A 21,592-nucleotide genomic window follows, 5' to 3' on the forward strand; every position below is an offset into this window, starting at 1 on the left:
AAGTAAAGAAAACTCCCTGCACCTCGTTGGTGCGGGGAGTTTCCTTTGCAGATGTGCTAACGGTATTCGAAATTCAGCACCGTTACGGTGCCCGCAGTGATGGGAAGTGAGACTTCCCCCGTCCGCCCGGTATCTGCCGTAAAGCCAGGGATACGGTCGCGGTCTGCCACCGGCACCTGCGTGCCGCCGTCGATTTGTGTGGAATCCACAGACGCATAGCTGGTACCGGTTAGCTGTGACATGCTTCCGTAGCGGCTGCCCGCAGGGACTTCAAGAGTGACGGGGGTGGGAGCGACTGCCTGCGGATCGTTGAGATTCACGAGGATTACACTGATGGATTCGTCCTCGTGTTCGAGGGCGTACCAATAGACGTTGGAGCCGCCCTCAGCTGTGCCCGCGAGGAAATCACCGCTTCCCAGAAGTCCCACGAGCGACACACCGTGGTAATTTGCCCGGGGTTCAAAGTCGGACCCTGCCGAACCCCACTCGCCGGTGGAACACAGCACCGACATGGGCGGCCCGCCGCCGCACGCCATCAACGAACTGTGAAATGCAATCCGGCTGACCCCGGACCGTGCAGACGTGAGCGCGAAGTTGGCCGACCAAAGCGCCGACGCATGGGTTTTGGTGTATTCGTTACTTCCGGTGCACGCGGATGCGCTGGTCTCTGCGAGCCAGGTCTCCAGATTTGCACTGGAGGCGACTTTCACGGCAGCTTCGCTGTATTTGACGCTGCGTTCAGCGGTCTGAGGGCTCACAAGATTGGCCATGGTCGGCGCTTGGGCCGGGTCAGACCCGGAGCAGCTGGAGAGGGGATAGTTGTGGTACGCCACTGCTACTTTGTTGGATACATCTGACGTTGAGAATTCCTTCCACCAATCCTGGGTGAAGGTGCCGGGCCCCGCGATGGGAGTCCCTGGTGCTGCAGCTTCGATGGCCGCGGTATAAGCCTCCAGCTCATCGAGGTACTCCTCCACGCCCCATGATGACGGCCGAAGGTCCTTATAAGCACCGGCAGCCTCGCTGAGACCGTTGGGTTCGTTCCCCACGATTACGCCTATCAGGCGGTCGCCGAAAATGTCGCGGGCGTGCTTTGCCTGGTCTGCGGCACGCTGGGGGTCAAACTGGCCCAGCGTTACGTTCATGATGATCGAAGCATTTACGGCCTCGGCAAGACCATTGACCCGGTCCAGGTCCGCAGGGGTGACGGTCGTAAACGGCCCTCCGGAGGCGTTCCACCCGTCCGGTACTTGCTCACCTGTGGAGGTCCAAAAGAACCGGCGATCGACGGCGTTTCCCCCGAAGCGGAGAGTTGGGCTGCCTAGCCCCTTGAGAAGCGCTACCAAGGTCTGGTTGTCCGGACTGAATCGAGGATCAGCCAGATCCGTGGCTTCCAAAGACAGCCCCACCGACCCCAGCTCCGTCCCGGTCGGTGTATCGGAGATCCTAAGGGTAAAGGGATCCGCAGCGGAGAGACCGGAATCCGCCGGCGGGCTGGCCTGTGCGTACTCAGGTCTGGCGAGTTTTTCGGAGTCAGCCTGGACTGTAGTCTCCGTGTCCGGGCTTACCGTGGAGGGCCCGGCACTGGATGCATCGCCGTCGGCGAGCAGCTGCGGAACGAAGACCACCGCGCCCGCGATCAAGGCTATGCCTGCGGCACCCGCCAGCAGCTTGGTGTTTCGACGCCGCTTGCGGCGGGTCCGCGTCCGGATCTCTGGTCCGGACTGTGGTGCCCTGTCGGACATCGGGGTTTGCTCAGGCATAAGGGCTTCATCCTCCGGGAGGTGTACGAGACTCCGAAACATCCTAGCCGTGCCGGGGCAAGCCCTCCGGCAACTCTCACGGCCGGTTCACTGCCGCCGGTAACGTTCCCGAAACACTCCGGACACCGCACTTTTACCCGGCGCGGAAGTTTGTAATATCCCGGCAATGCCCCGGGCCGAATACCGAAACTTCGCCCCGGCAATGTTTTTCCCAGCGCGGGAGATGCCCGCAAAGCGTGGAAGGACATGGAGATGGATCTGACCGCAGGTCACGTCTGGGTGATGGTATCGGCGGCACTCGTGCTGCTCATGACACCCGGATTGGCATTCTTTTATGGTGGTATGACCCGGGCGAAAGCAGCCCTGAACATGATGATGATGAGCTTCGTGTCGATCGGACTCGTCGGTGTGGTCTGGGTCCTTTGGGGCTTCTCCATGAGCGGCGGCGACGGCGTTGCCGGGCTCTTCGGGAACCCCTTCGCGTCCTTCGCGCTGGAAGACCTCATCGGTACCGAAGACATGATCGGGGCCGGCTTCGGGGCAACCTTCGCGATCATCACGGTGGCACTGATCAGCGGTGCAATCGCAGACCGCGCCAAGTTCGGTGCCTGGGCCGTCTTCGTTCCCGTCTGGGTCACCCTCGTCTACTGCCCGCTTGCCTTTATGGTCTGGGGCGGAGGCCTGCTTGGGGAAGAAGGGGCGATCGGCTCCGTTGTGGGTGAGGCAATCGACTTCGCCGGCGGCACCGTAGTCCACATCAACGCCGGTGTAGCGGCCCTCGTCCTCGCGCTGATCATCGGCAAGCGCCGCGGCTTCGGCTCCGACCCGAGCCACCGACCGCACAACATTCCCTTCGTCATGCTCGGGGCAGCAATGCTCTGGTTCGGCTGGTTCGGTTTCAACGGCGGCGCCGCCGGCACTGCCGAGGAAGCAGGCCTGATTTGGGTCAACACGCTCGCCGCTCCCGCAGCCGCCATGGTTGGCTGGCTGATCACCGAGCGTGTCCGCGACGGCCGCCCCACGTCCCTCGGCGCAGCCTCGGGCATCGTCGCAGGCCTCGTGGCAATCACCCCGGCCTGCGCCAGTGTTTCCCCGCTCGGCGCACTCGGTCTGGGCCTGGTCTCCGGCATCCTGGCCGCCCTGGCCGTAGGACTGAAGTACAAGCTCGGCTACGACGATTCCCTTGACGTCGTCGGCGTCCACCTGGTGGCAGGCCTGGTTGGCACCGTGGCCCTGGGCTTCATTGCCCTGCCCGTCGACGGCGAAGGCGGCGGCCTCTTCTACGGCGGCGGTTTCGCGCAGCTCGGCGCCCAGATCGTGGCGACCGTGGTGGCGATTGCCTTCTCCGCCGTCATGACCCTCATCATCGGCCTGGCTATTCACAAGACCATGGGCTTCCGGGTCACTGAGGAACAGGAAATCAACGGTGTGGACCTCAGCGAGCACGCTGAGACCGCCTACGAACTCGGCGGCATCGGCGTCGGCGGTTCCTTCCGCCCGGCAGCTGAGCACACCCCCGTCCCCGTCAAGGAGAGCGTCAACTCATGAAACTCGTAACCGCAATTGTCCGGCCGGAAAAGTTCGACTCCATCCGCGGCGCCCTGGAGAGTTACGGGGTCCAGGGACTGACGGTCAGCCAGGCCAGCGGCTACGGCCGCCAGCGCGGCCACACTGAGGTCTATCGCGGAGCTGAATACACGGTTGACCTGCTGCCGAAACTCCGGGTGGAAGTCCTCGCCGCGAACGAATGGGTCAGCGACATCGTTGACGTACTGGTCTCCACCGCCAACACCGGCCGGGCCGGTGACGGCAAGGTGTGGGTGACCAATGTGGAGGAAGCGCTGCGCGTCCGTACGGGCGAGCGGGGCGACTCGGCACTCTAGCCTGTACTGCACGCACAAAGGGCATCTCCGAACAGGGCCGCCCGGCCGGATCAACCGGCCGGGCGGTTTTGTGCTTCCCGGGCGCTCCCGCCGAATCGAGATGGCAGAAACTGCCCGTATGAGCGCTCATACGGGCAGTTTCTGCCATCTCGACGGGGGAGCTGCGGGTACGGCGGATCACATCCGGGACCGAAGCGCCGGCAGCGGATGCCGGCCCGGGAGCCGTGCGGCCAATACCCACCTGCGCTTGGTACCCTTAACAGCTGGGCCTGGCAAACATGGCGAACTACCCGACGAAAGAAGTGCGCAGCGCGTGTTCAATTCACTGTCTGACCGGTTGACTTCCACGTTCAAGAACCTGCGTGGCAAGGGGCGTCTGAGCGAAGCCGACGTCGACGCCACAGTGCGGGAAATCCGGCGTGCACTGCTCGACGCGGACGTTGCCGTTCCCGTGGTTCGTGCCTTTACCGCGTCCGTCAAGGAACGCGCCCTCGGCTCCGAGGTCTCCCAGGCCCTGAACCCGGGCCAGCAGGTCGTGAAGATCGTCAACGAGGAACTCGTGGGGATCCTGGGCGGCCAGACCCGCCGCCTGAACCTTGCCAAGAACCCGCCCACGGTCATCATGCTCGCCGGCCTCCAGGGCGCGGGCAAGACCACCCTGGCCGGCAAGCTCTCCCGCTATCTCAAGGACCAGGGCCACAGCCCCCTGCTCGTCGCCGCGGACCTCCAGCGTCCCAACGCCGTCAAGCAGCTCCAGGTCAACGGTGAGCGTGCCGGCGTGCCGGTTTACGCTCCCCATCCCGGCGTCAGCTCCGAATTCGAGGCAGCCACGGGCGACCCGGTCGCTGTCGCACGCCAAGGTGTTGAAGAAGCGCGCACCAAGCTCCATGACATCGTGATCGTGGACACCGCCGGCCGCCTCGGCGTTGACGCGGAACTGATGCAGCAGGCCGCTGATATCCGCGCCGCCATCACCCCGGATGAAGTCCTTTTCGTCATCGACGCCATGATCGGCCAGGACGCCGTCGCCACGGCCCAGGCGTTCAACGAAGGCGTGAACTTCACCGGCGTCGTACTCACGAAGCTCGACGGCGATGCCCGCGGCGGCGCTGCGCTGTCCGTCGCCTCGGTGACCGGCAAGCCGGTCATGTTTGCTTCCACCGGTGAGGGCCTGAAGGACTTCGAAGTCTTCCACCCGGACCGCATGGCCAGCCGCATCCTGGACATGGGTGACATCCTTACGCTCATTGAGCAGGCGGAGAAGTCCTGGGACAAGGACGAAGCGGCCCGCATGGCCAAGAAGTTCGTTGACCAGGAAGACTTCACCTTCGAAGATTTCCTGGCCCAGATGCAGCAGCTGCGCAACATGGGCTCCATGAAGAAGATGCTCATGATGATGCCCGGCGCTGCCGGCATGCGCGAGCAGCTGGAGAACTTCGACGAACGCGAGATTGACCGCGTCGAGGCGATGGTCCGTTCCATGACCCCGCATGAGAGGGTGGCTCCGAAGATAATCAACGGCTCCCGCCGTGCGCGCATTGCCCGCGGTTCCGGTGTCCACGTTTCCGAGGTGAACGCGCTGCTGGAGCGCTTCACCCAGGCACAGAAGATGATGAAGAAAATGGCAGCCGGCGGCGGCATCCCGGGCATGCCCGGAATGGCCGGCCCGGGCGGGTTTGGCGGCTCGCGCAAGAAGCAGCAGGCTGCCAAGGGCAAGAAGAAAGCACGTTCGGGTAACCCGGCAAAGGCCGCGCAGGAGCGCGCCGAGGCCGAAGCGCGGCGTGCCGGCGCGGCGAAGGCGCTGCCCACCGGTTCGGCGTTCGGCCAGCAGGGAGGGGACTTTGATCCCTCCTCGCTGAACCTGCCCAAGGGCTTCGATAAGTTCCTCGGCAAGTAACAGACACACACCGTCGCACGGCCGGTCCGGGTTTGCCCGGACCGGCCGTGCGCATTCGCAGGGGGTGGCGGGGGATAGGCTGGTTCAATGGCTCAGCAACGCATTGTCTTTGTCCACGGTGCGGGCCGGTTCGGTGCAGCGGCCTGGCCGGGCCAGCATGCCCTGGCCCGCAGCTGGGACTGCCTCTTCCTCCGCCGCTCCGGGTACGGGCTCCAGGTTCCGCCGTCCCCGACGGACCACGCCGCGGACACCGCGGCGATCCTCTCAGCTCTCGGCAGCGGCGGGCACGTGGTGGCCCACGCCGAAGGCGCAGTGTCCGCGATGATGGCGGCGGTCAGCGCCCCCGCCCGGGTCCATTCCCTGATCCTGTGCGAGCCCGCGGTTTTCTCCCTCACACGCGAGCTTCCGGCAACCACCGCCCGCCGGGCCCTGCTGGACCCGCTTTTCCGGGCTGCGGCGGATCTCACTGACGAAGAATACAGCCGGGAGTACAAGCGCCTGGTGGTCTCGGCCGAATCCGTACCCGACCCCGGCAACGATCCCCGCGCCGCCGGACGGCAGCGCCTGCAGTCGCCGCCGTGGGACGCTCCGCTGGACATTGTTCCCGGCGTTCCCACTCTGGTGCTGACAGGGGAGTGGGAGCCGCTTTACGAGGAAGTTGCCGCCTTCCTGGCCTCTACGGGTGCCGAACACCGGCCCGTAGGCGGCAACCACAGGCCGCAGGACACCGCCGAGGGACAAGACGCGATCACGGCTTTCCTGGCCCGGGCCGCCGCTGGGGAAACGGTCGGCTGTGCCTAGGATCCGCGACGCCGGGGCGGCGGACCTGGTACTGCTTCCGGAGGTGGAGGCGGCGTCGGACACCCTGCTTTTCGGAAGGCCCGAGATCCGCGGTGACCTTCCCCTCCCCGGGCCCGCCGACCCTCAGGAGCTGGCCGCGGCCCGGAAAGTGCTGGTTGCCGGGGAGCCACCGGTTGCCTTCGTCCGGCTGGAGGAAGTTGGCGGCTGCGCGCACCTGGAGCAGCTTTCCGTCCACCCCGCTGCTGCCCGTGCCGGGTTGGGGCGGGCCCTGGTGGAAGCCGCCGTGAGGTGGTCGCGGGAGGCCGGATATCCGGCACTGACGCTGTGCACCTTTGCCCGGGTCCCGTTCAACGCGCCCTTCTACAGCAGTTGCGGATTTGCCGTCGTTCAACCGTCGGGGGAGCTGGCTCGGGTGCGTGAGCACGAAGCGGAACTTGGGCTGGACCGCATCGGAGAACGCGTAGCCATGTGCTTTGACCTGACTCCGCAGTCCTAAAACGGAAGAGCACTGGAAATTAGCTGAAGCTTCAAGTAAAGTCGAATACATGAACCTTCAAGTAAATCCCCAAGACCTGTTGCCGGCGAACCTTGCCATGGGAACCGTCATGCTCAAGGTGGGGGATATGGACAAAGTCTCCACCTACTACCGCCGGGCGCTTGGCCTGGAGACTGTGGCGGAAGCCGATGGCGGACTCTACCTGGGCCGCGGTGCGGTGCCCCTGGTGCATTTAGCACCGGCTGTTGGCCTGCAGGTTCCTTCCCGCGGCGAGGCCGGCCTGTTCCACACGGCAATCCTTTTTGACACGCAGGCTGACCTGGCTGCCACCGTGGCCCTGGCGGCACAGTTTGATCCATCAGCCTACGTTGGAAGCGCCGACCACCTCGTCAGCGAGGCGTTCTATTTCACCGACCCTGAAGGCAACGGCATTGAGCTCTACTGGGACCGGCCACGCGAAGACTGGGCCTGGGATGACGCGCCGCAGGGCCGCACAGTCCGCATGGCGTCATTGTCACTGCCGCCGCAGCAGTACTTCCGCACCCACCTGAGCGAGGAGGCGATGGCCCGGACTGCAGTGGCCGGCGCCGGCGTCGGGCACGTCCACCTGCAGGTGGGTGACACGGCCACAGCCGCAGCGTTCTACGTGAATACCCTTGGGTTCGAACGGACCGCGGACTTCCACGGCCAGGCGCTGTTCGTTTCCGCAGGCGGCTATCACCACCACATGGCGATGAACGTCTGGAACAGCCGAGGGGCAGGGCCGCGCCGGGACACCCTGGGGCTGGGCGAAGTGCTGATCACCGTCCCCGGCGTGGACGACGTCGGAGCCCTCGCTGACCGGCTGAAGTCCGCCGGCGTTTCCAGCCACCACACCGGAGCTGAACTGCGCTTCGAGGACCCCTGGCGCAACCGGATCCGGGTCGCCGCCGCGTAGCTCGGCGGGCCGCGGAGCCGCCCCGGGTCCGGGTGCGGTCCGTGCGGGCGCCACGAGTCGCAAAACGCTGAGTCATCTGGCACAATGGACAGGTACTCGATCTGCGTGGCCCCTCTCTCCGTGCAGCATCTTGTCCTTTTGAACCCCAAACGTTATGGCCCGCCCCACGGGAGCAGAAGTTCGGGTTCGCCCCATTTCAGATCAGGAGTGACCACAAAAGTGGCCGTAAAGATTCGCCTTAAGCGCCTCGGCAAGAAGTTCTCAGCACACTACCGCGTTGTTGTCATGGATTCCCGTGCCAAGCGCGATGGCCGTGCCATCGAGGAAATCGGACTCTACCGTCCGACCGAGGAGCCGTCGTACATCGACATCAAGTCCGACCGTGCGCAGTACTGGCTCGGCGTCGGCGCCCAGCCGACCGAGCAGGTCGCAGCACTGCTGAAGATCACCGGTGACTGGCAGAAGTTCAAGAACATCGACGGCCAGGAAGGTACCCTGCGTACCAAGGCTCCGAAGGAGCCCTTCGTGGCTCCCGAGAAGAAGTCCGTGATCGTTCCCGAAGCAATCACCCCGAAGGCCAAGAAGGAAGAGGCAGAAGCCGCTTCCACCGAGGCTGAGGCTGAGTAGATTGCTGGCCGAAGCGCTGGAGCACCTCGTGCGCGGCATCGTTGACTCCCCTGAGGACGTCAAGGTGTCTGCCAAGAACAATCGCCGCGGGGAAACCCTCGAGGTCCGTGTTCACCAGGACGATCTGGGCCGTGTAATCGGCCGCCAGGGACGCACCGCCCGCGCACTGCGCACGGTGATTTCCGCCCTGGCCGGCAGCGAGGCAGTGCGTGTCGACGTCGTCGACACCGACCGCCGCCGCTGACGCACCAGCAATTCCCAGCAGTACACAGCAGTTTCCTAGCATCCGGCCCCGGCACCAGATAATGGTGAAGGGGCCGGATGTTTTTTAGGCTCCGGCCATTTTCGCCGCGCCCAGACCGACCCAAGGAGAATCCATGCAGTTACAGGTGGCACGCATCGGCAAGCCTCACGGTATTCGGGGCGAGGTGACCGTCCAGGTGCTGACCGATGCCCCGGAGGACAGGTTCGCGCCCGGAGCCGTGCTGACCGTGGAGCCGGTTGGCAAAGGACCGCTCACCGTTCTCAGCGCCCGCTGGAACAAGGACATCCTGCTGCTCGGATTCGAGGAAGTTGAAGACCGCAACGGCGCCGAGGAACTCCGCGGGGCCAAGCTCTTCATCGACACCGAAGAAGAGGACGAGGACGACGACGCCGAGGGCTGGTACGAGCACGAACTGGTGGGCCTCAAGGCCAAGGTGGGCAACGACGTCGTAGGCACCGTCACAGCCCTGCGCACCCTCACCGTCCAGGACCTGCTGATCGTCGAAGACACCAAGGGCCAGGAAATCCTGGTGCCCTTCGTCGAAGCGATCGTCCCCGAGGTAAACACGGAAGACGGTTACGTGCTGCTGACTCCGCCCGACGGGCTGTTCGAACTGAACCTGCCCGACACCGGCAAGGACGGGCGCTAAGTGCGCATTGACGTTTTCTCCATTTTCCCGGAGTACCTTGCCGCGCTCGATCTTTCCCTGATCGGCAAGGCCCGGCAGGACGGCCTGCTCGACGTGCGCGTCAGGGACCTGCGTGACTTCACTGACGACCGGCACCGCACCGTCGATGACACGCCCTACGGCGGCGGCGCGGGCATGGTGATGAAGCCGGAACCGTGGGCGCAGGCCCTGGGTACGGCGCTCGACGGCGCCGCGGAGGAAGGGGCGCGCGCCACCCTGATCGTTCCCTCGCCGGCCGGGGAGGTCTTCACCCAGAAGACCGCGTACGAGCTGGCAGCCGAAGACCACCTGGTCTTTGCCTGCGGCCGGTATGAAGGCATCGATGAGCGGGTGCTGGAATGGGCAGGGGAGCACTTTGACGTCCGGCCAATGAGCCTGGGGGACTACGTCCTGAACGGCGGTGAAGTGGCGGTGCTGGCCATGGTTGAAGCTATTGGCAGGCTGGTCCCCGGCGTCGTCGGGAATCCCGAATCCCTGGTTGAGGAATCCCACTCCGACGGGCTGCTGGAATACCCCGTGTACACCAAGCCCTCGCAGTGGCGTGAGCGGCCGATTCCCGAGGTGCTGCTCAGCGGCAACCATGCGAGAATTGCGCGCTTCCGGCGCGACGAACAGCTCCGCCGGACCTCCGAACGGCGGCCGGACCTCATCGCAAGGCTGGACCCCTCCACGCTGGACAAGGCGGACAGGGCAACGCTCGCGGGACTCGGCTGGACGGTGTCGGCGGAAGCAGTCCTGCCGCAGTCCTGACCCCGCCGCCGATTGGTGGCGCCCGCCGGCACTGTGGCACAATGGGTAGTTGTGTCATCTGGGTCCGCACCTGCCACAGGGGGAGCGAGGCCAACAGGCAAGGCACACCGGCAACCGATTCCCGGAACGCCGGTTTCACAGCTTCGGCAGCATCTGTGCACCGCTTGGGTCCACCCTTGCCGCCGTGACCAAAGTGAATGACCTGTGGCGTTCACCAGGAGTGAGTAACAATGCACATCCTAGATTCCCTCGACGCAGCCTCGCTGCGTTCGGACATCCCCGAGTTCCGCGCCGGTGACACCGTCAAGGTTCACGTCAACATCGTTGAAGGCAAGAACACCCGTGTTCAGGTCTTCCAGGGCTTCGTCATGAAGCGCCAGGGCGACGGCCTGCGCGAGACCTTCACGGTCCGCAAGGTCAGCTTCGGCGTCGGCGTGGAGCGTACCTTCCCGGTGCACTCCCCGGTCATCGACAAGATCGAGGTTGTCACCCGTGGTGACGTCCGCCGCGCCAAGCTGTACTACATGCGCGACCTGCGGGGCAAGGCTGCCAAGATCAAGGAAAAGCGCGACTTCCGTCCCGCCAAGTAATTTTCTTGCCGCAGACATCCGCGGACGGGGCTGGACCCCGGAAACACACAAAACGCCGGTCCATTGCGGGCTGGCGTTTTGTGCTCTGGGCCCTGGCGGGGGCAGTTGTCCTCGCAGGCCTGGTCCGGGCTTTCATCTTCGACGTCTATTACATTCCCTCGGACTCAATGCAGCCGCTGCTGGAGCCGGGGGACCGGGTGCTGGTTTCCCGCACCGAGTACCGGGGCTCGGAGATCCAGCGCGGCGACGTCGTCGTCTTTGACGGGCGCGGTTCGCTGGCACCCCTGCACAGTTCGGATCCAGCGCTGAAGCAGGCCGCTGACGCCGCCGCGCAGTGGCTGGGCCTGGCGGGCAGCGACACCGTCTACATCAAGCGTGTCATCGGCGTGCCCGGCGACCGGGTGGCCTGCTGCACCGACGGGGGCGGGTTGACCGTGAACGGACAGCCCATCCGTGAGCCTTATCTCTTCCCCGGTGACCGCGGGAGCGAAATGCCGTTCGACGTCGTTGTACCGGAAGGCCGGCTGTGGCTTCTGGGCGACCACCGCTCGGATTCAGCCGATTCAAGGACCCTGCTCGGCGCGCCCGGAGGCGGACTGATTCCGGAGGACCGGGTGATCGGCCGTGCGCAGCGAATCCTTTGGCCGTTCGACAGAACTACGGGCATTGAACGACTAGAGTTGGACACCGTATGGCAATTCGTGGAATAAGAGGAACGCACATGGCGCAGGACTTCCCGGACGACCCCGCAAACGGGGACTCCAACGCCGGTGAAGCGCAGCACCGCGCCTCCCATGCCAAGGGCAAGGACGGCAAGAAGCGGGGCTTCGGCGCCTGGCTGCGCGAGGTTGTCATCATTGTGGTGATCGCCCTGCTGCTCTCCTTCCTGATCAAGACGTTCCTCTTCCGGGCTTTCTTCATCCCGTCGGGGTCCATGGAAGAGACTCTCGAAATCGATGACCGGATCTTCGTGAACCTGCTGGTTCCCGAGCCGTTCGACCTTTCCCGCGGCGACGTGGTGGTCTTCAAGGACACGCAGGCCTGGCTGCCGGCAGCGCAGGAAAACGACCGTAACTTCATTGCGGACGCGCTCACCTTCGTGGGCCTGCTGCCGGACGAATCCGAACAGCACCTGGTCAAGCGGATCATCGGCATGCCCGGAGACCACGTGGCGTGCTGCGATGCCGACGGCAAGGTCACAGTCAACGGTGAAGCCCTGGACGAGCCGTACATCTATCCCGGGGCGCAGCCTTCGGACACCCCGTTCGACGTAGTGGTACCGGAAGGCAAGGTCTGGGTCATGGGCGACCACCGCAATGCCTCCGCGGATTCCCGGGAGCACCAGAACGGGCCCAATGGCGGTTTCATCAACATCGAAGACATTGAAGGAAAGGCGGCGGTGATCGCCTGGCCCCTGAGCCGCGCCGGATTCATCGGCAGCTACCCTGAGGTCTTTGAAAACGTTCCCGAACCGTCCGGGGCGCAGACGGGCTCGAAGTGACTTCCCAGCAGACGCCGGTGCTGCCCATTCCGGCCGGGACCGGCGCAACGAAAAGCACCCGCCCTCAACGCACCCGCACGGCAGCGAAAGGACCGACCCTGCGCCATGAGCGCTCCTTCGCTGCCCTGGGCCACCGAGTGCTGGCCGGCTGCGACGAAGTGGGCCGTGGAGCGCTTGCCGGACCCGTCAGCGTGGGCCTGGTAGCCGTCCAGCTGGAGTCTGTCCGCGCGCTGAAGGGCGTGCGGGACAGCAAGCTGCTGACGCCGGCCGACCGGCAGGCGCTTGTTCCGAAGATCAAGAAATGGTGCCCTGCCTGGGGTGTTGGCCACGCCAGCGCCGCCGAAATAGACCTGCTTGGCCTTATGGGTGCCCTGCGCCTGGCCGGGACGCGCGCCTGGACGCAGGTGAGCGAGACGCTCATACCCGACGTCGTGCTCCTGGACGGAAACCACAACTGGCTTTCGCCCGAACTGCAGGGAAGCCTGTTCGACGAGCCGGACGAGGTTGACGACGCTGCCTGTACCGCACCGGTCCATACCCGCATCAAGGCGGACATGACCTGCCTGAGCGTGGCTGCGGCGTCGGTCCTGGCGAAGGTGGAACGCGATGAAATGATGGTCCAATACGCCGCCGAGCATCCCGCCTACGGCTGGGAGATCAACAAGGGGTACGCCACCGAAGCCCACCGGGCAGCGATCGACACGCTGGGACCGTCCCCGCTGCATCGGCTGTCCTGGCGGCTGGGAACGGCACGGTCGCCGCAGGATGGCCCCGCAGCCGGCCCGCTTGGGGGATGATGGTCCCATGAGCGCAGAGGACCTTGAGAACTACGAGACAGACATGGAGCTGCAGCTCTACCGCGAATACCGCGATGTTGTGGGGCTGTTCAGCTACGTGGTGGAAACCGAACGGCGCTTCTACCTGGCGAACCATGTGGACCTTCAGGCACGCAGTGCCGACGGTGAAATCTACTTTGACCTGACCTTGCAGGACGCCTGGGTCTGGGACGTGTACCGTTCCGCCCGGTTCGTCAAAAGCGTCCGCGTCATCACGTTCAAGGACGTCAACGTGGAAGAGCTCGCCCGCAATGACGACCTGACGCTGCCCAAGGCCGACGAGCTCGGTTAGTCCGCTTCCAGCGGGCGCCTGTCTCCGGGCGGCGCCTGCGGGACGTGCGGCAGCAGTGCCACTGCGTCGCTCCACAGGATCCGCGGGATCCGCGGTGCGGCCGCGTCCAGTTCGGAGAACCAACCGTCGACCATCTCCCCCCGATGGGCCAGCAGCCGCGGAACGGTGACGGGCAGCGGAAAACCATTGCGCCACACCGCCTTGTAGCTGCCCAGGTTACCGACGTTCGACGTCCAGTTCAGTGCTTCCCAGCCAAGGGTGTCGAACGCGTAGGACACGGCGAGGCGGACCGCCCGGCTCATTAGACCGCGGCCGCGGTACTCCGGCGAAGTAACAAATCCGAGTCCGCCGGTTCCGGCGCCCTGCCAGCGCAGGTCGATGCTCCCGGCGTACTGCCCGCTCAGTTCAAGTGCCCAGGAGATGGTGTCCTGCTGCGGTACACCCACGGCGGCGATGTAATTCAGGGCCATGTCCCGGGTGTAATCCAGCGGCACCGTGGTCCAGGCGATTGTCAGCGGGTCCCTCGACCGCGCGACGACAGCGTCCGCGTCAGCCGTGCGATGCGGCCGGAGCAGCAGCGACTCATCCTGCAGCAGCGGGATCTGGAACACCATTTTCCCAAGGTACCGCGCCGCCCTTGTGCGGCGGCATCTTAGACTGCCTAGATGGCAGCCGCTGCACCTGATCCACTGTCCGGGGAGTTCCAGGGCCTTCCGCCTGCGCTGGGCGGAGTCCGCCTCTACGCCCAGCTAAAGCCCGACGCCGCCGGGCTGGCCGAGCTGGTCCGGCTCCAGTCCGCCGCGCGCGTCCTGGCGCCCCGCGCCCATCCCGTGAGTCCGGGCCGGCTGCACCTGACGCTGATCCATTTCGGCAAGGCCGACGAAGCGTACGCCCGGCTGGCGGACAGCACGGGGGTTTCCAGGGCTGAGTTCGGCCGGGCACTAGAGTCCTATCTCACTGCGACGAAGATGGCCCTCCCGGAGAGAGACTTCCTGCTTTTCCCCCTCGCGTTGACCGGGTTCGGAATCAATGGGTCCACCCTGGCGGTCGAGTTTCGTTCCACCGCGGAATTGGATCAGGTGCACGCCGGTCTCTACGGGCTTCTCCTTGATTTCCTGGCTGCGTGCCGGGTCCCGGACCCTTCGGCATATGCGGCGCAGGATCCTGCCCTGTCGTTCTCGGCAGTGCTCCGGCCGCACGTCAGCATCCTGCACGGGTTCCATCCGCCATCCGGTGCCCAGCTGCCCGCGGTGACACCGCAGGCACTGCGCCTGAGACCGCTGCCTGTCCTGTACCGGACCTGATCGGGACTTCATCTCCTGTCCTGCACAGGAGGCGTACGGCACCGCCGCGGACCGGCCGGTCTCCACACACGTCGTTCCTCGGGCAGCACCTGGCCCGGTGCCGGCACAGACTCAGTGCATGAAAGCCAAAGACCTGCTGGGCCGCAACGGTGAGGAGCTGGCCGCCCGGTACCTTTCCTCCGCCGGGTATGAAGTCCTGGAACGAAACTGGCGCTGCCGGCAGGGGGAGATCGATGTGGTGGCGAGGGACGGCAGCACACTGGTCATTGCCGAGGTGAAGACCCGTTCATCCCTGGACTACGGGCATCCCTTCGAAGCCGTCAGCGCCGCCAAACTTGCCCGGCTGTACCTGTTGGCCGCAGCGTGGACCCGGGACCATCCCGCGGCACGGAGCAGCTGGCGGGTAGACGCGGTGTCCGTCCTGCTGCCCGGGGGAAATCAGCCGCCGGTCATCGAGCACCTGAAGGGGATCGGCTGATGGGCCTGGGACGAACGTACGGGGTTGGGCTCATCGGGTTGGAAGGGCGGATTGTCGAGGTTGAGGCGGATATCGGTCAGTCGCTGCCTGCGTTCATTCTGCTGGGGCTCCCCGACGCGTCGCTGAATGAATCCCGGGACCGGGTGAAATCGGCTGCAAAGAATGCCGGACTGCCCCTGAGCCGCCGGAAGATCACGGTGAACCTGATGCCCGCGGACGTGCACAAACGGGGTTCCGGGTTCGACCTTGCCATCGTCATGGCCGCGCTCGCTGCCGCCGGAGACGTCCGGCAGACCGGCAGGACCGTTTTCCTGGCGGAGCTTGGACTCGACGGACGGCTGCGGCCGCTGCGTGGAGTGCTGCCTTCCGTCATGGCGGCAGTTGAAGCAGGCTACCCGGACATCGCCGTTGCGGCAGACAATGTCGCCGAGGCCGGCCTTGTACCGGGGGCACAGGTACGCGGATTCGCGTCCCTGGCTGAGGTTGCCCATACATTCGGCGCCCGCCCGGACAGCTTGGTCTTCCCCGTGGAAGACACCAGGCCCGCGCCGGGAAATCCCGAGGATGCCCCGGCAGTCCGGCCCGGGCTCGACCTGGCGGATATTGCCGGGCAGGACGAGGCGCGGTTCGCCCTCGAAGTCGCTGCGGCCGGTGCCCACCATCTGCTCATGACAGGACCCCCCGGCGCGGGCAAGACCATGCTCGCGGAACGGCTTCCCGGCCTGCTGCCGGATCTGCCGGACGGACCGGCGATGGAAGTGACAGCTATTCACTCCGTCAGCGGCCAAACCTCGCACTGCGAAAGCCTGATTCGGCGTCCTCCCTTTGAAAGCCCCCACCACACGGCAACTGCCGCGGCCGTCATCGGCGGCGGCAGCGGAGTTCCACGGCCGGGAGCAGCGTCCCGGGCCCACCGAGGAGTGCTGTTCCTGGATGAGGCTCCGGAATACGACGCGCGTGTGCTCGACGCCCTCCGCCAGCCCCTGGAAAGCGGGCGGCTCGTGCTGCACCGGGCGGCTGGAACCGCCGTGTACCCCGCGCGGTTCCAGCTGGTGCTTGCGGCCAACCCGTGCCCCTGCGGACTGGCCAGCGGCAAGGGCACCGAATGCACCTGCACACCGCAGCAGCGCCGCCGTTACTTCAGCAGGCTGTCCGGCCCGCTCCTGGACCGGGTGGACCTGCAGCTGGAGATCCGGCGCGTCTCCCTGCAGGACTTCGCTGCAGCAGGAACAGCGGAACCCAGCCGCCATGTTGCCGCCAGGGTGGCACAGGCACGCGAACTGCAGCAGGAGCGGCTGGGCCCGCTGGGCTGCGACACCAATGCCGAGGTGCCCGGGGCCGTGCTGCGCGGCGTTCTCCGCCCGCCCCGGAACAGCACCGCAGCCCTGGACAGGGCCTTGGACCGGCAGACGCTGACTGCGCGAGGCTACGACCGCGTGCTGCGCGTGGCCTGGTCAGTAGCGGACCTGGCGGGCCACGGTTACCCCGACGCAGATGACATCGGCCAGGCGCTGGGGTTCCGGCAGCAGGCGGTGGCGGCATGAGCCATGTCGAACCTGTCTTGTTGGCACGGGCTGCCCTGTCACGGCTCATTGAGCCCTCGGATACTGTTGGGCAGGCCCTGGTGGCAGCCGCAGGCCCGGAAACGGCGGCACTCGTGGCATCAGGCCGCCAGCGCGCCGGAACAACACTGCGCCGGGACATGGTGTCCCTGCTGGAGGAACGGGGTGTGCGCGGCACGGACCGCGTCTTTGCTGAGGCACTCGCACGGTGGCTGCCTCGCACCGCAGACCTGGCGCCGCAGCGGGATTTGCAGACAGTGCATCGTTTTGGCGGCAGGATGCTCGTTCCCGAGGATAGTGACTGGCCTGCCGCGCTGGCTGACCTGGGCCAGTCGATGCCGTTCTGTTTGTGGAGCCGCGGTCAGGGAACCATCCCGGAACTGGGGCAGTGCCTGGCACTGGTGGGCTCACGTGACGCGACATCGTACGGGCTGGCGACCACGGGCGACCTTTCTGCCGGTCTTGTCCAGCGCGGCCGGACCGTGATCTCCGGCGGCGCCTACGGCATCGATGCGCAAGCCCACCGCTCTGCTCTCGCCGTGGGTGGAAGCCGGACCGGTTCCGATAAGCGTGCTGCCCCCGACGGTATCCGTCCCTCCGCCGGGGGCAGCACCGAAACGTCTACCCTGGCGGTGCTGGCGGGCGGCGTGGACCGGTTGTATCCCGCCGGGAATGATGACCTGCTGCGGGCCGTGGCTGAAACCGGCCTCATCCTGAGTGAAGTTCCACCGGGTTCCGCCCCCACCCGGTGGCGCTTCCTGCAGCGCAACCGCATCATCGCGGCACTTGCCGCGGCCACGGTGGTGGTGGAGGCGCGCTGGCGTTCCGGCGCCCTGAATACGGCTCATCACGCAGCGGAGCTGGGCAGGGGAGTAGGCGCGGTGCCCGGGTCCGTCTACTCAGCCAATTCTGCCGGGTGCCACCGGCTCCTGCGTGACGGCAGCGCGGTCTGTGTGACTGACGCGGCGGAAGCCCTGGAACTTGCCAACCCCTTTGCCCTGGCATCTGAGGACGACGGTGGCCGGGACCGCGCGGGCGTACCTGCGGATCACGACGGCCTGTCCGTCGAAGACGTCCTCCTGCTGGACGCCCTGCCGCTGCGCAAAGCCGTACCGCCGCAGAAACTTTCGGCCGTAGCCGGACTCAGCGCTGCCGCTGTCCGAGCAGGACTTGCACGGCTTGAGCTTTCCGGGCTCGCACGGAGGACAGGTGACGGCCTGTGGCAACGCGGGGAGCGGCCCCCGATACATCCGTCAACCACCAGACCGCCATTCAAAGGAGACTGATATGCGCACCCACAAAGTCATTTACTCGCCGCTGGGCATCCTGACGCTTGTTGCAGAAGACGGAATGCTCATTGGCGTCGAGGCGTCGCCGACCAACTTTCTGCCGCAGCACACCGCGCGGTGGGGACTGGCCGCGGAAGACGGGTTCGAAACAGTTGAACGGCAGTTCGAAGAGTACTTCGCCGGACGTCGGTGCTGCTTCGATCTGCCGGTGTCCCAAAAGGGAACACCGTTCCAGGAACAGGTCTGGCGCGCAGTCCAGGCGATTCCCTACGGCCAGACGAGAACCTACAAGCAGCTCGCCATGGCGCTGGGCGATGCGTCCAAGGCCCGCGGAGTCGGTGCCGCACTGGCGCGCAACGCGGTGGGCATCGTCATACCGACGCACCGGGTGGTTGGCACCAAGGGCGCACTCACCGGGTATTCAGCAGGCATTGACGCCAAGCGGGCGCTCCTGGAGCTCGAAGCAGCGCCCGCGAACGAGGTGCTCCGGCGGCAGTGTTCCGGCGCCGGTGTGCCCGCCTAGCGCGGGGTCCGCTGCGCCGGCCTGGCGTGGGGTCCGGTGTGCCTGCTTGATGCAACCGGGTAAAGCGGCGAAGGTGGACCTGTGGGCAATTCCAGCAACTCCAAGCCAGACGGCAGCCGTACCCAGCCGCCGGCAGCACGTCCGGCCGAATACACCCGTGCCCTGGAAGGTTTCTGCAGTTACCTGGCCTCGGAACGCGCGCGTTCGGAACACACCGTCCGGGCCTACGAAGGCGACGTCGCATCGCTGCTGGACTTTGCCGCCGGACTGGGCCTCAACAGGCTCGCCGAGATTGACCTGTCCGTCCTGCGCAGCTGGCTCGGCCAGCTGAGCGACTCCGGGCAGGCCCGCGCCACCATCGCCCGGCGTGCCGCGACGGCGCGTTCCTTCACCGGCTGGGCGCTGCGGGAAGAACTGATACCGGCCGATCCGGCCCTGCGGCTCAAGGCGCCCAAAAGAACCAAAACCCTGCCCGGAGTTCTCCGTCCCGCGCAGATTGATGCCCTGTTTGGAACCCTCGCCGAGGCAGCCGCTGAGGGCGGCCCCCTTGCGCTGCGGGACCGTGCCCTGGTTGAGCTGCTGTACGCCACAGGCATTCGGGTGGGGGAACTCGCCAGCCTGGACGTGGACGATTTGGACCAGGACAGGCGAACCCTGCGCGTCGTGGGCAAGGGAAACAAGGAAAGGACCGTGCCCTATGGGCTGCCCGCGGCGCTCGCCGTCGACGACTGGCTGCGGCGCGGCCGGCCCGCACTGGCCAGGGAATCCAGCGGTCCTGCGCTGTTCCTCGGCCAGCGCGGCGGACGGATAGACCAGCGGCAGGTCCGGGGCGTCACAGCCGCGCTCTTCGAGGCACTGGGGGATACATCGGCAAGCGGACCGCATGCCCTTCGCCATAGCGCTGCCACCCATCTCCTGGATGGGGGAGCGGACCTTCGCAGCGTGCAGGAGCTCCTGGGGCACAGCAGCCTGGCCACCACCCAGCTGTACACACACGTCTCCGTGGACCGCCTTCGCAGGAGTTACGAGCAGGCGCACCCCAGGGCCTAGGGGTGCCCCAGCGCCTCCGGGAAGAAAGCACTTACAACCAAGTAGTTTCATTGGCGTAATTGCGTAACATGCGGCACAATGATGCTAGGTCTCGGCTGGCAGCTCATAAGTATGCAGGCAACGAGAGCTTCAGGGCTTGGAACTTCAGGAACCATCCCGTCCATGCAGGTCGTTGGGGAAGACGCACCTACAGCTACGGAGGATGGAATGACTGTTGTGATGGCGCACGGCGTATTGTTCGTGCACTCAGCCCCTTCTGCGTTGTGCCCTCATATCGAGTGGGCCATCGAATCCGTCGTTGAAAAGCGGACGGATTTCGAGTGGACCCCTCAGCCGGCGGCTCCGGGCATGGTCCGGGCCGAGCTTGCATGGGCGGGGGCACAGGGCACCGGATCGCTGCTTGCCTCGGCGCTGCGCGGTTGGGCCCACCTCCGCTACGAGGTCACCGAAGAGCCCAGCGCAGGTGCCGACGGAAGCCGCTGGTCGCACACCCCTGAACTCGGCATTTTCCACGCCACCACGGATGTCCACGGCAACATCATGGTCTCTGAGGACCGTATCCGGTATGCCTACGAAAACGGGGCCGGCGATCCGGCTGCCGTGTACCACGAGCTCTCGCTGGCACTCGGCGAAGCCTGGGACGACGAACTGGAGCCCTTCCGCCACGCCGCAGACGGTGCGCCCGTGCGCTGGCTTCACCAGGTGGGCTGATCCTCCGGAGCGCGCTCCGCAACATTTTTCCGCAGCAAAAAAGGCCGGGTCCCTGACAGGGACCCGGCCTTTTCGCTGCGGAACTAGTGGCTTCGCAGCGCTACGACGGCGTTGTGTCCGCCGAAGCCGAACGAGTTGTTCAGAGCCACGATGTCGCCCGAGGGCAGGTCGCGGGCCGTGGTCACCACGTCCAGCGGAATCTCGGGATCCTGGTTGTCCAGGTTGATCGTCGCCGGTGCCTGCCGCGTGTAGACCGCCATGGCCGTCAGTACCGCTTCGACGGCGCCGGACGCGCCCAGCAGGTGGCCGGTCTGGGACTTGGTGGCGGAGACCGCCACGTTGTCCACGTGGGCGCCAAGGGCGGACTTCAGCGCGGTGTACTCGGGCTTGTCGCCAACCGGCGTGGAGGTGGCATGGGCATTGACGTGCACCACGTCTTCGGCCTGGGCCCGTGCGTCGTACATAGCTGCCTTCAGTGCGCGGGTGGCACCGAGTCCTTCGGGGTCCGGGGCGGTGATGTGGTAAGCATCCGCCGTGACTGCCGTACCGGCCAGTTCGGCGTAAATGCGTGCGCCGCGGGCCAGCGCGTGTTCCTCGGCCTCGAGGACAAGGGCGCCTGCGCCTTCACCCATGACGAAGCCGTCGCGGTCCTTGTCATAGGGGCGTGATGCGCGCCCGGGATCGTCGTTGCGGCGGGACAGTGCCTGCATTGAGGCGAAGGACGCCAGCGGCATGGGGTGGATGGCAGCTTCGGCGCCGCCGCAGACGACGACGTCCGCCTTGCCGGAACGGATCAGTTCGAGGCCCTGGTGCAGGGATTCGGTACCGGAGGCGCAGGCGGAAACCGGCGTGTGCGCTCCCGCACGGGCGCCCAGGTCCAGGCTGACCGCCGCGGCCGGGCCGTTTGGCATCAGCATGGGAACGGTCATGGGCAGCACCCGCCGCGGACCCTTCTCGCGCAGGGTGTCCCACGCGTCGAGCAGGGTCCAGACACCGCCGATCCCCGTGGCGAAGGAAACAGCCAGCCTGTCGTGGTCAATCTCGGCGTCATCCAGCCCGGAATCGGCCCATGCTTCCCGGGAGGCAACGACGGCGAACTGGGTAGACGGGTCCATGCGCTTGGCTTCCACCCGGGAGAGGACCTCAGTGGCAGGCGTGGAAACACGTGCGGCGAAGGTGACCGGCAGGGAGTACTTCTCGACCCAGTCGTCTTCGAGGGTGCGGGCACCGGAGACGCCCACCAGGGCGTTCTTCCACATGGTCGGGACATCTCCGCCGATCGGCGTTGTCGCGCCGAGGCCGGTAATGACTACTTTGCGGGCCATGATTCACTCTCTTGGGAAAATTTG

General features: G+C 66.0%; 25 protein-coding genes. 22 read left to right on the top strand and 3 right to left on the bottom strand.

All coding sequences use genetic code 11. The features are described 5' to 3' along the window. Positions 1-56 precede the first annotated feature (56 nt). Complete coding sequence (locus ACSLGO_RS15465; RefSeq protein WP_436401441.1) at positions 57-1,763, bottom strand: hypothetical protein; 1,707 nt, start codon at positions 1,761-1,763, stop codon at positions 57-59. Between the two features lie 252 nt (positions 1,764-2,015). Here ACSLGO_RS15465 and ACSLGO_RS15470 point away from each other — a divergent pair, with 252 nt between their 5' ends. The 15 genes from ACSLGO_RS15470 (at position 2,016) to ACSLGO_RS15540 (ending at position 13,326) form a co-directional block, all read left to right on the top strand. Next, positions 2,016-3,311, top strand: a complete 1,296-nt coding sequence (locus ACSLGO_RS15470; RefSeq protein ID WP_091605809.1) for an ammonium transporter — start codon at positions 2,016-2,018, stop codon at positions 3,309-3,311. Further along, complete coding sequence (locus ACSLGO_RS15475; protein WP_091604011.1) at positions 3,308-3,646, top strand: P-II family nitrogen regulator; 339 nt, start codon at positions 3,308-3,310, stop codon at positions 3,644-3,646. The genes ACSLGO_RS15470 and ACSLGO_RS15475 overlap by 4 nt, the downstream gene beginning before the upstream one ends. A 313-nt stretch (positions 3,647-3,959) precedes the next feature. Then, complete coding sequence (gene ffh / locus ACSLGO_RS15480; protein ID WP_091604014.1) at positions 3,960-5,543, top strand: signal recognition particle protein; 1,584 nt, start codon at positions 3,960-3,962, stop codon at positions 5,541-5,543. An 87-nt stretch (positions 5,544-5,630) separates the two neighbouring features. Next, positions 5,631-6,344 (top strand): alpha/beta fold hydrolase, encoded by a 714-nt coding sequence (locus ACSLGO_RS15485; protein ID WP_263127034.1) that lies wholly within the window; start codon positions 5,631-5,633, stop codon positions 6,342-6,344. After that, positions 6,337-6,840, top strand: coding sequence for a GNAT family N-acetyltransferase (locus ACSLGO_RS15490; protein ID WP_091604021.1), 504 nt, complete (start codon positions 6,337-6,339; stop codon positions 6,838-6,840). The genes ACSLGO_RS15485 and ACSLGO_RS15490 overlap by 8 nt, the downstream gene beginning before the upstream one ends. 49 nt (positions 6,841-6,889) lie before the next feature. Next, entirely contained in the window at positions 6,890-7,777 is an 888-nt protein-coding gene (locus ACSLGO_RS15495; protein ID WP_436401442.1) for a VOC family protein, read from the top strand. A 219-nt stretch (positions 7,778-7,996) separates the two neighbouring features. After that, positions 7,997-8,404: a 30S ribosomal protein S16 gene (rpsP, locus tag ACSLGO_RS15500; RefSeq protein WP_055240818.1), complete on the top strand. Its 408-nt coding sequence runs from the start codon at positions 7,997-7,999 to the stop codon at positions 8,402-8,404. 1 nt (position 8,405) lies between these two features. Further along, entirely contained in the window at positions 8,406-8,648 is a 243-nt protein-coding gene (locus ACSLGO_RS15505) for an RNA-binding protein (RefSeq protein WP_091604027.1), read from the top strand. A gap of 133 nt (positions 8,649-8,781) precedes the next feature. Continuing rightward, on the top strand, positions 8,782-9,318 hold the full coding sequence (gene rimM / locus ACSLGO_RS15510) for a ribosome maturation factor RimM (protein WP_419243124.1): 537 nt from the start codon (positions 8,782-8,784) through the stop codon (positions 9,316-9,318). Then, a complete protein-coding gene (trmD, locus tag ACSLGO_RS15515; RefSeq protein WP_436401443.1) occupies positions 9,319-10,107 on the top strand; it encodes a tRNA (guanosine(37)-N1)-methyltransferase TrmD in 789 nt (262 codons plus the stop codon). A gap of 230 nt (positions 10,108-10,337) precedes the next feature. Beyond that, positions 10,338-10,697 (top strand): 50S ribosomal protein L19, encoded by a 360-nt coding sequence (gene rplS, locus ACSLGO_RS15520; RefSeq protein ID WP_091604035.1) that lies wholly within the window; start codon positions 10,338-10,340, stop codon positions 10,695-10,697. 62 nt (positions 10,698-10,759) lie between these two features. Next, positions 10,760-11,407, top strand: a complete 648-nt coding sequence (gene lepB / locus ACSLGO_RS15525; protein WP_091605811.1) for a signal peptidase I — start codon at positions 10,760-10,762, stop codon at positions 11,405-11,407. Between the two features lie 11 nt (positions 11,408-11,418). After that, on the top strand, positions 11,419-12,198 hold the full coding sequence (gene lepB / locus ACSLGO_RS15530; protein WP_436401444.1) for a signal peptidase I: 780 nt from the start codon (positions 11,419-11,421) through the stop codon (positions 12,196-12,198). Beyond that, positions 12,195-12,995, top strand: coding sequence for a ribonuclease HII (locus ACSLGO_RS15535; RefSeq protein WP_436401445.1), 801 nt, complete (start codon positions 12,195-12,197; stop codon positions 12,993-12,995). Before lepB (ACSLGO_RS15530) ends, ACSLGO_RS15535 begins: the two co-directional genes overlap by 4 nt. 7 nt (positions 12,996-13,002) lie before the next feature. Then, positions 13,003-13,326, top strand: a complete 324-nt coding sequence (locus ACSLGO_RS15540; protein WP_091604041.1) for a DUF2469 domain-containing protein — start codon at positions 13,003-13,005, stop codon at positions 13,324-13,326. Here ACSLGO_RS15540 and ACSLGO_RS15545 read toward each other — a convergent pair. Then, positions 13,323-13,940, bottom strand: coding sequence for a GNAT family N-acetyltransferase (locus ACSLGO_RS15545; RefSeq protein ID WP_263127028.1), 618 nt, complete (start codon positions 13,938-13,940; stop codon positions 13,323-13,325). The two genes, ACSLGO_RS15540 and ACSLGO_RS15545, sit on opposite strands and share 4 nt — an antisense overlap. 51 nt (positions 13,941-13,991) lie before the next feature. On the opposite strand from ACSLGO_RS15545, the gene ACSLGO_RS15550 reads away from it, so the two are divergent. The 7 genes from ACSLGO_RS15550 to ACSLGO_RS15580 all read left to right on the top strand — a co-directional run bounded on the left by ACSLGO_RS15550 (position 13,992) and on the right by ACSLGO_RS15580 (position 20,243). Further along, positions 13,992-14,630: a hypothetical protein gene (locus tag ACSLGO_RS15550; RefSeq protein ID WP_436401446.1), complete on the top strand. Its 639-nt coding sequence runs from the start codon at positions 13,992-13,994 to the stop codon at positions 14,628-14,630. Positions 14,631-14,748: 118 nt separating this feature from the next. After that, positions 14,749-15,108, top strand: a complete 360-nt coding sequence (locus tag ACSLGO_RS15555; protein WP_152274689.1) for a YraN family protein — start codon at positions 14,749-14,751, stop codon at positions 15,106-15,108. Beyond that, the gene (locus ACSLGO_RS15560; RefSeq protein WP_325787275.1) at positions 15,108-16,652 is read left to right on the top strand and encodes a YifB family Mg chelatase-like AAA ATPase; all 1,545 of its coding nucleotides are present in this window, start codon (positions 15,108-15,110) and stop codon (positions 16,650-16,652) included. The genes ACSLGO_RS15555 and ACSLGO_RS15560 overlap by 1 nt, the downstream gene beginning before the upstream one ends. After that, positions 16,649-17,956, top strand: a complete 1,308-nt coding sequence (locus ACSLGO_RS15565) for a DNA-processing protein DprA (RefSeq protein ID WP_325787274.1) — start codon at positions 16,649-16,651, stop codon at positions 17,954-17,956. Before ACSLGO_RS15560 ends, ACSLGO_RS15565 begins: the two co-directional genes overlap by 4 nt. A 1-nt stretch (position 17,957) precedes the next feature. Next, entirely contained in the window at positions 17,958-18,482 is a 525-nt protein-coding gene (locus tag ACSLGO_RS15570) for a methylated-DNA--[protein]-cysteine S-methyltransferase (protein ID WP_436401447.1), read from the top strand. A gap of 162 nt (positions 18,483-18,644) precedes the next feature. Beyond that, positions 18,645-19,532, top strand: a complete 888-nt coding sequence (locus tag ACSLGO_RS15575) for a tyrosine recombinase XerC (RefSeq protein ID WP_386887613.1) — start codon at positions 18,645-18,647, stop codon at positions 19,530-19,532. 207 nt (positions 19,533-19,739) lie between these two features. Further along, entirely contained in the window at positions 19,740-20,243 is a 504-nt protein-coding gene (locus tag ACSLGO_RS15580) for a DUF3145 domain-containing protein (RefSeq protein WP_091604061.1), read from the top strand. Between the two features lie 83 nt (positions 20,244-20,326). On the opposite strand, the gene fabF is transcribed toward ACSLGO_RS15580, so the two are convergent. Further along, positions 20,327-21,568 (bottom strand): beta-ketoacyl-ACP synthase II, encoded by a 1,242-nt coding sequence (fabF, locus tag ACSLGO_RS15585; RefSeq protein ID WP_436401448.1) that lies wholly within the window; start codon positions 21,566-21,568, stop codon positions 20,327-20,329. Positions 21,569-21,592 lie beyond the last annotated feature (24 nt).

Source organism: Arthrobacter sp. IK3 (genome assembly GCF_051337705.1).
GTDB classification, from domain to species: domain Bacteria; phylum Actinomycetota; class Actinomycetes; order Actinomycetales; family Micrococcaceae; genus Arthrobacter_B; species Arthrobacter_B koreensis.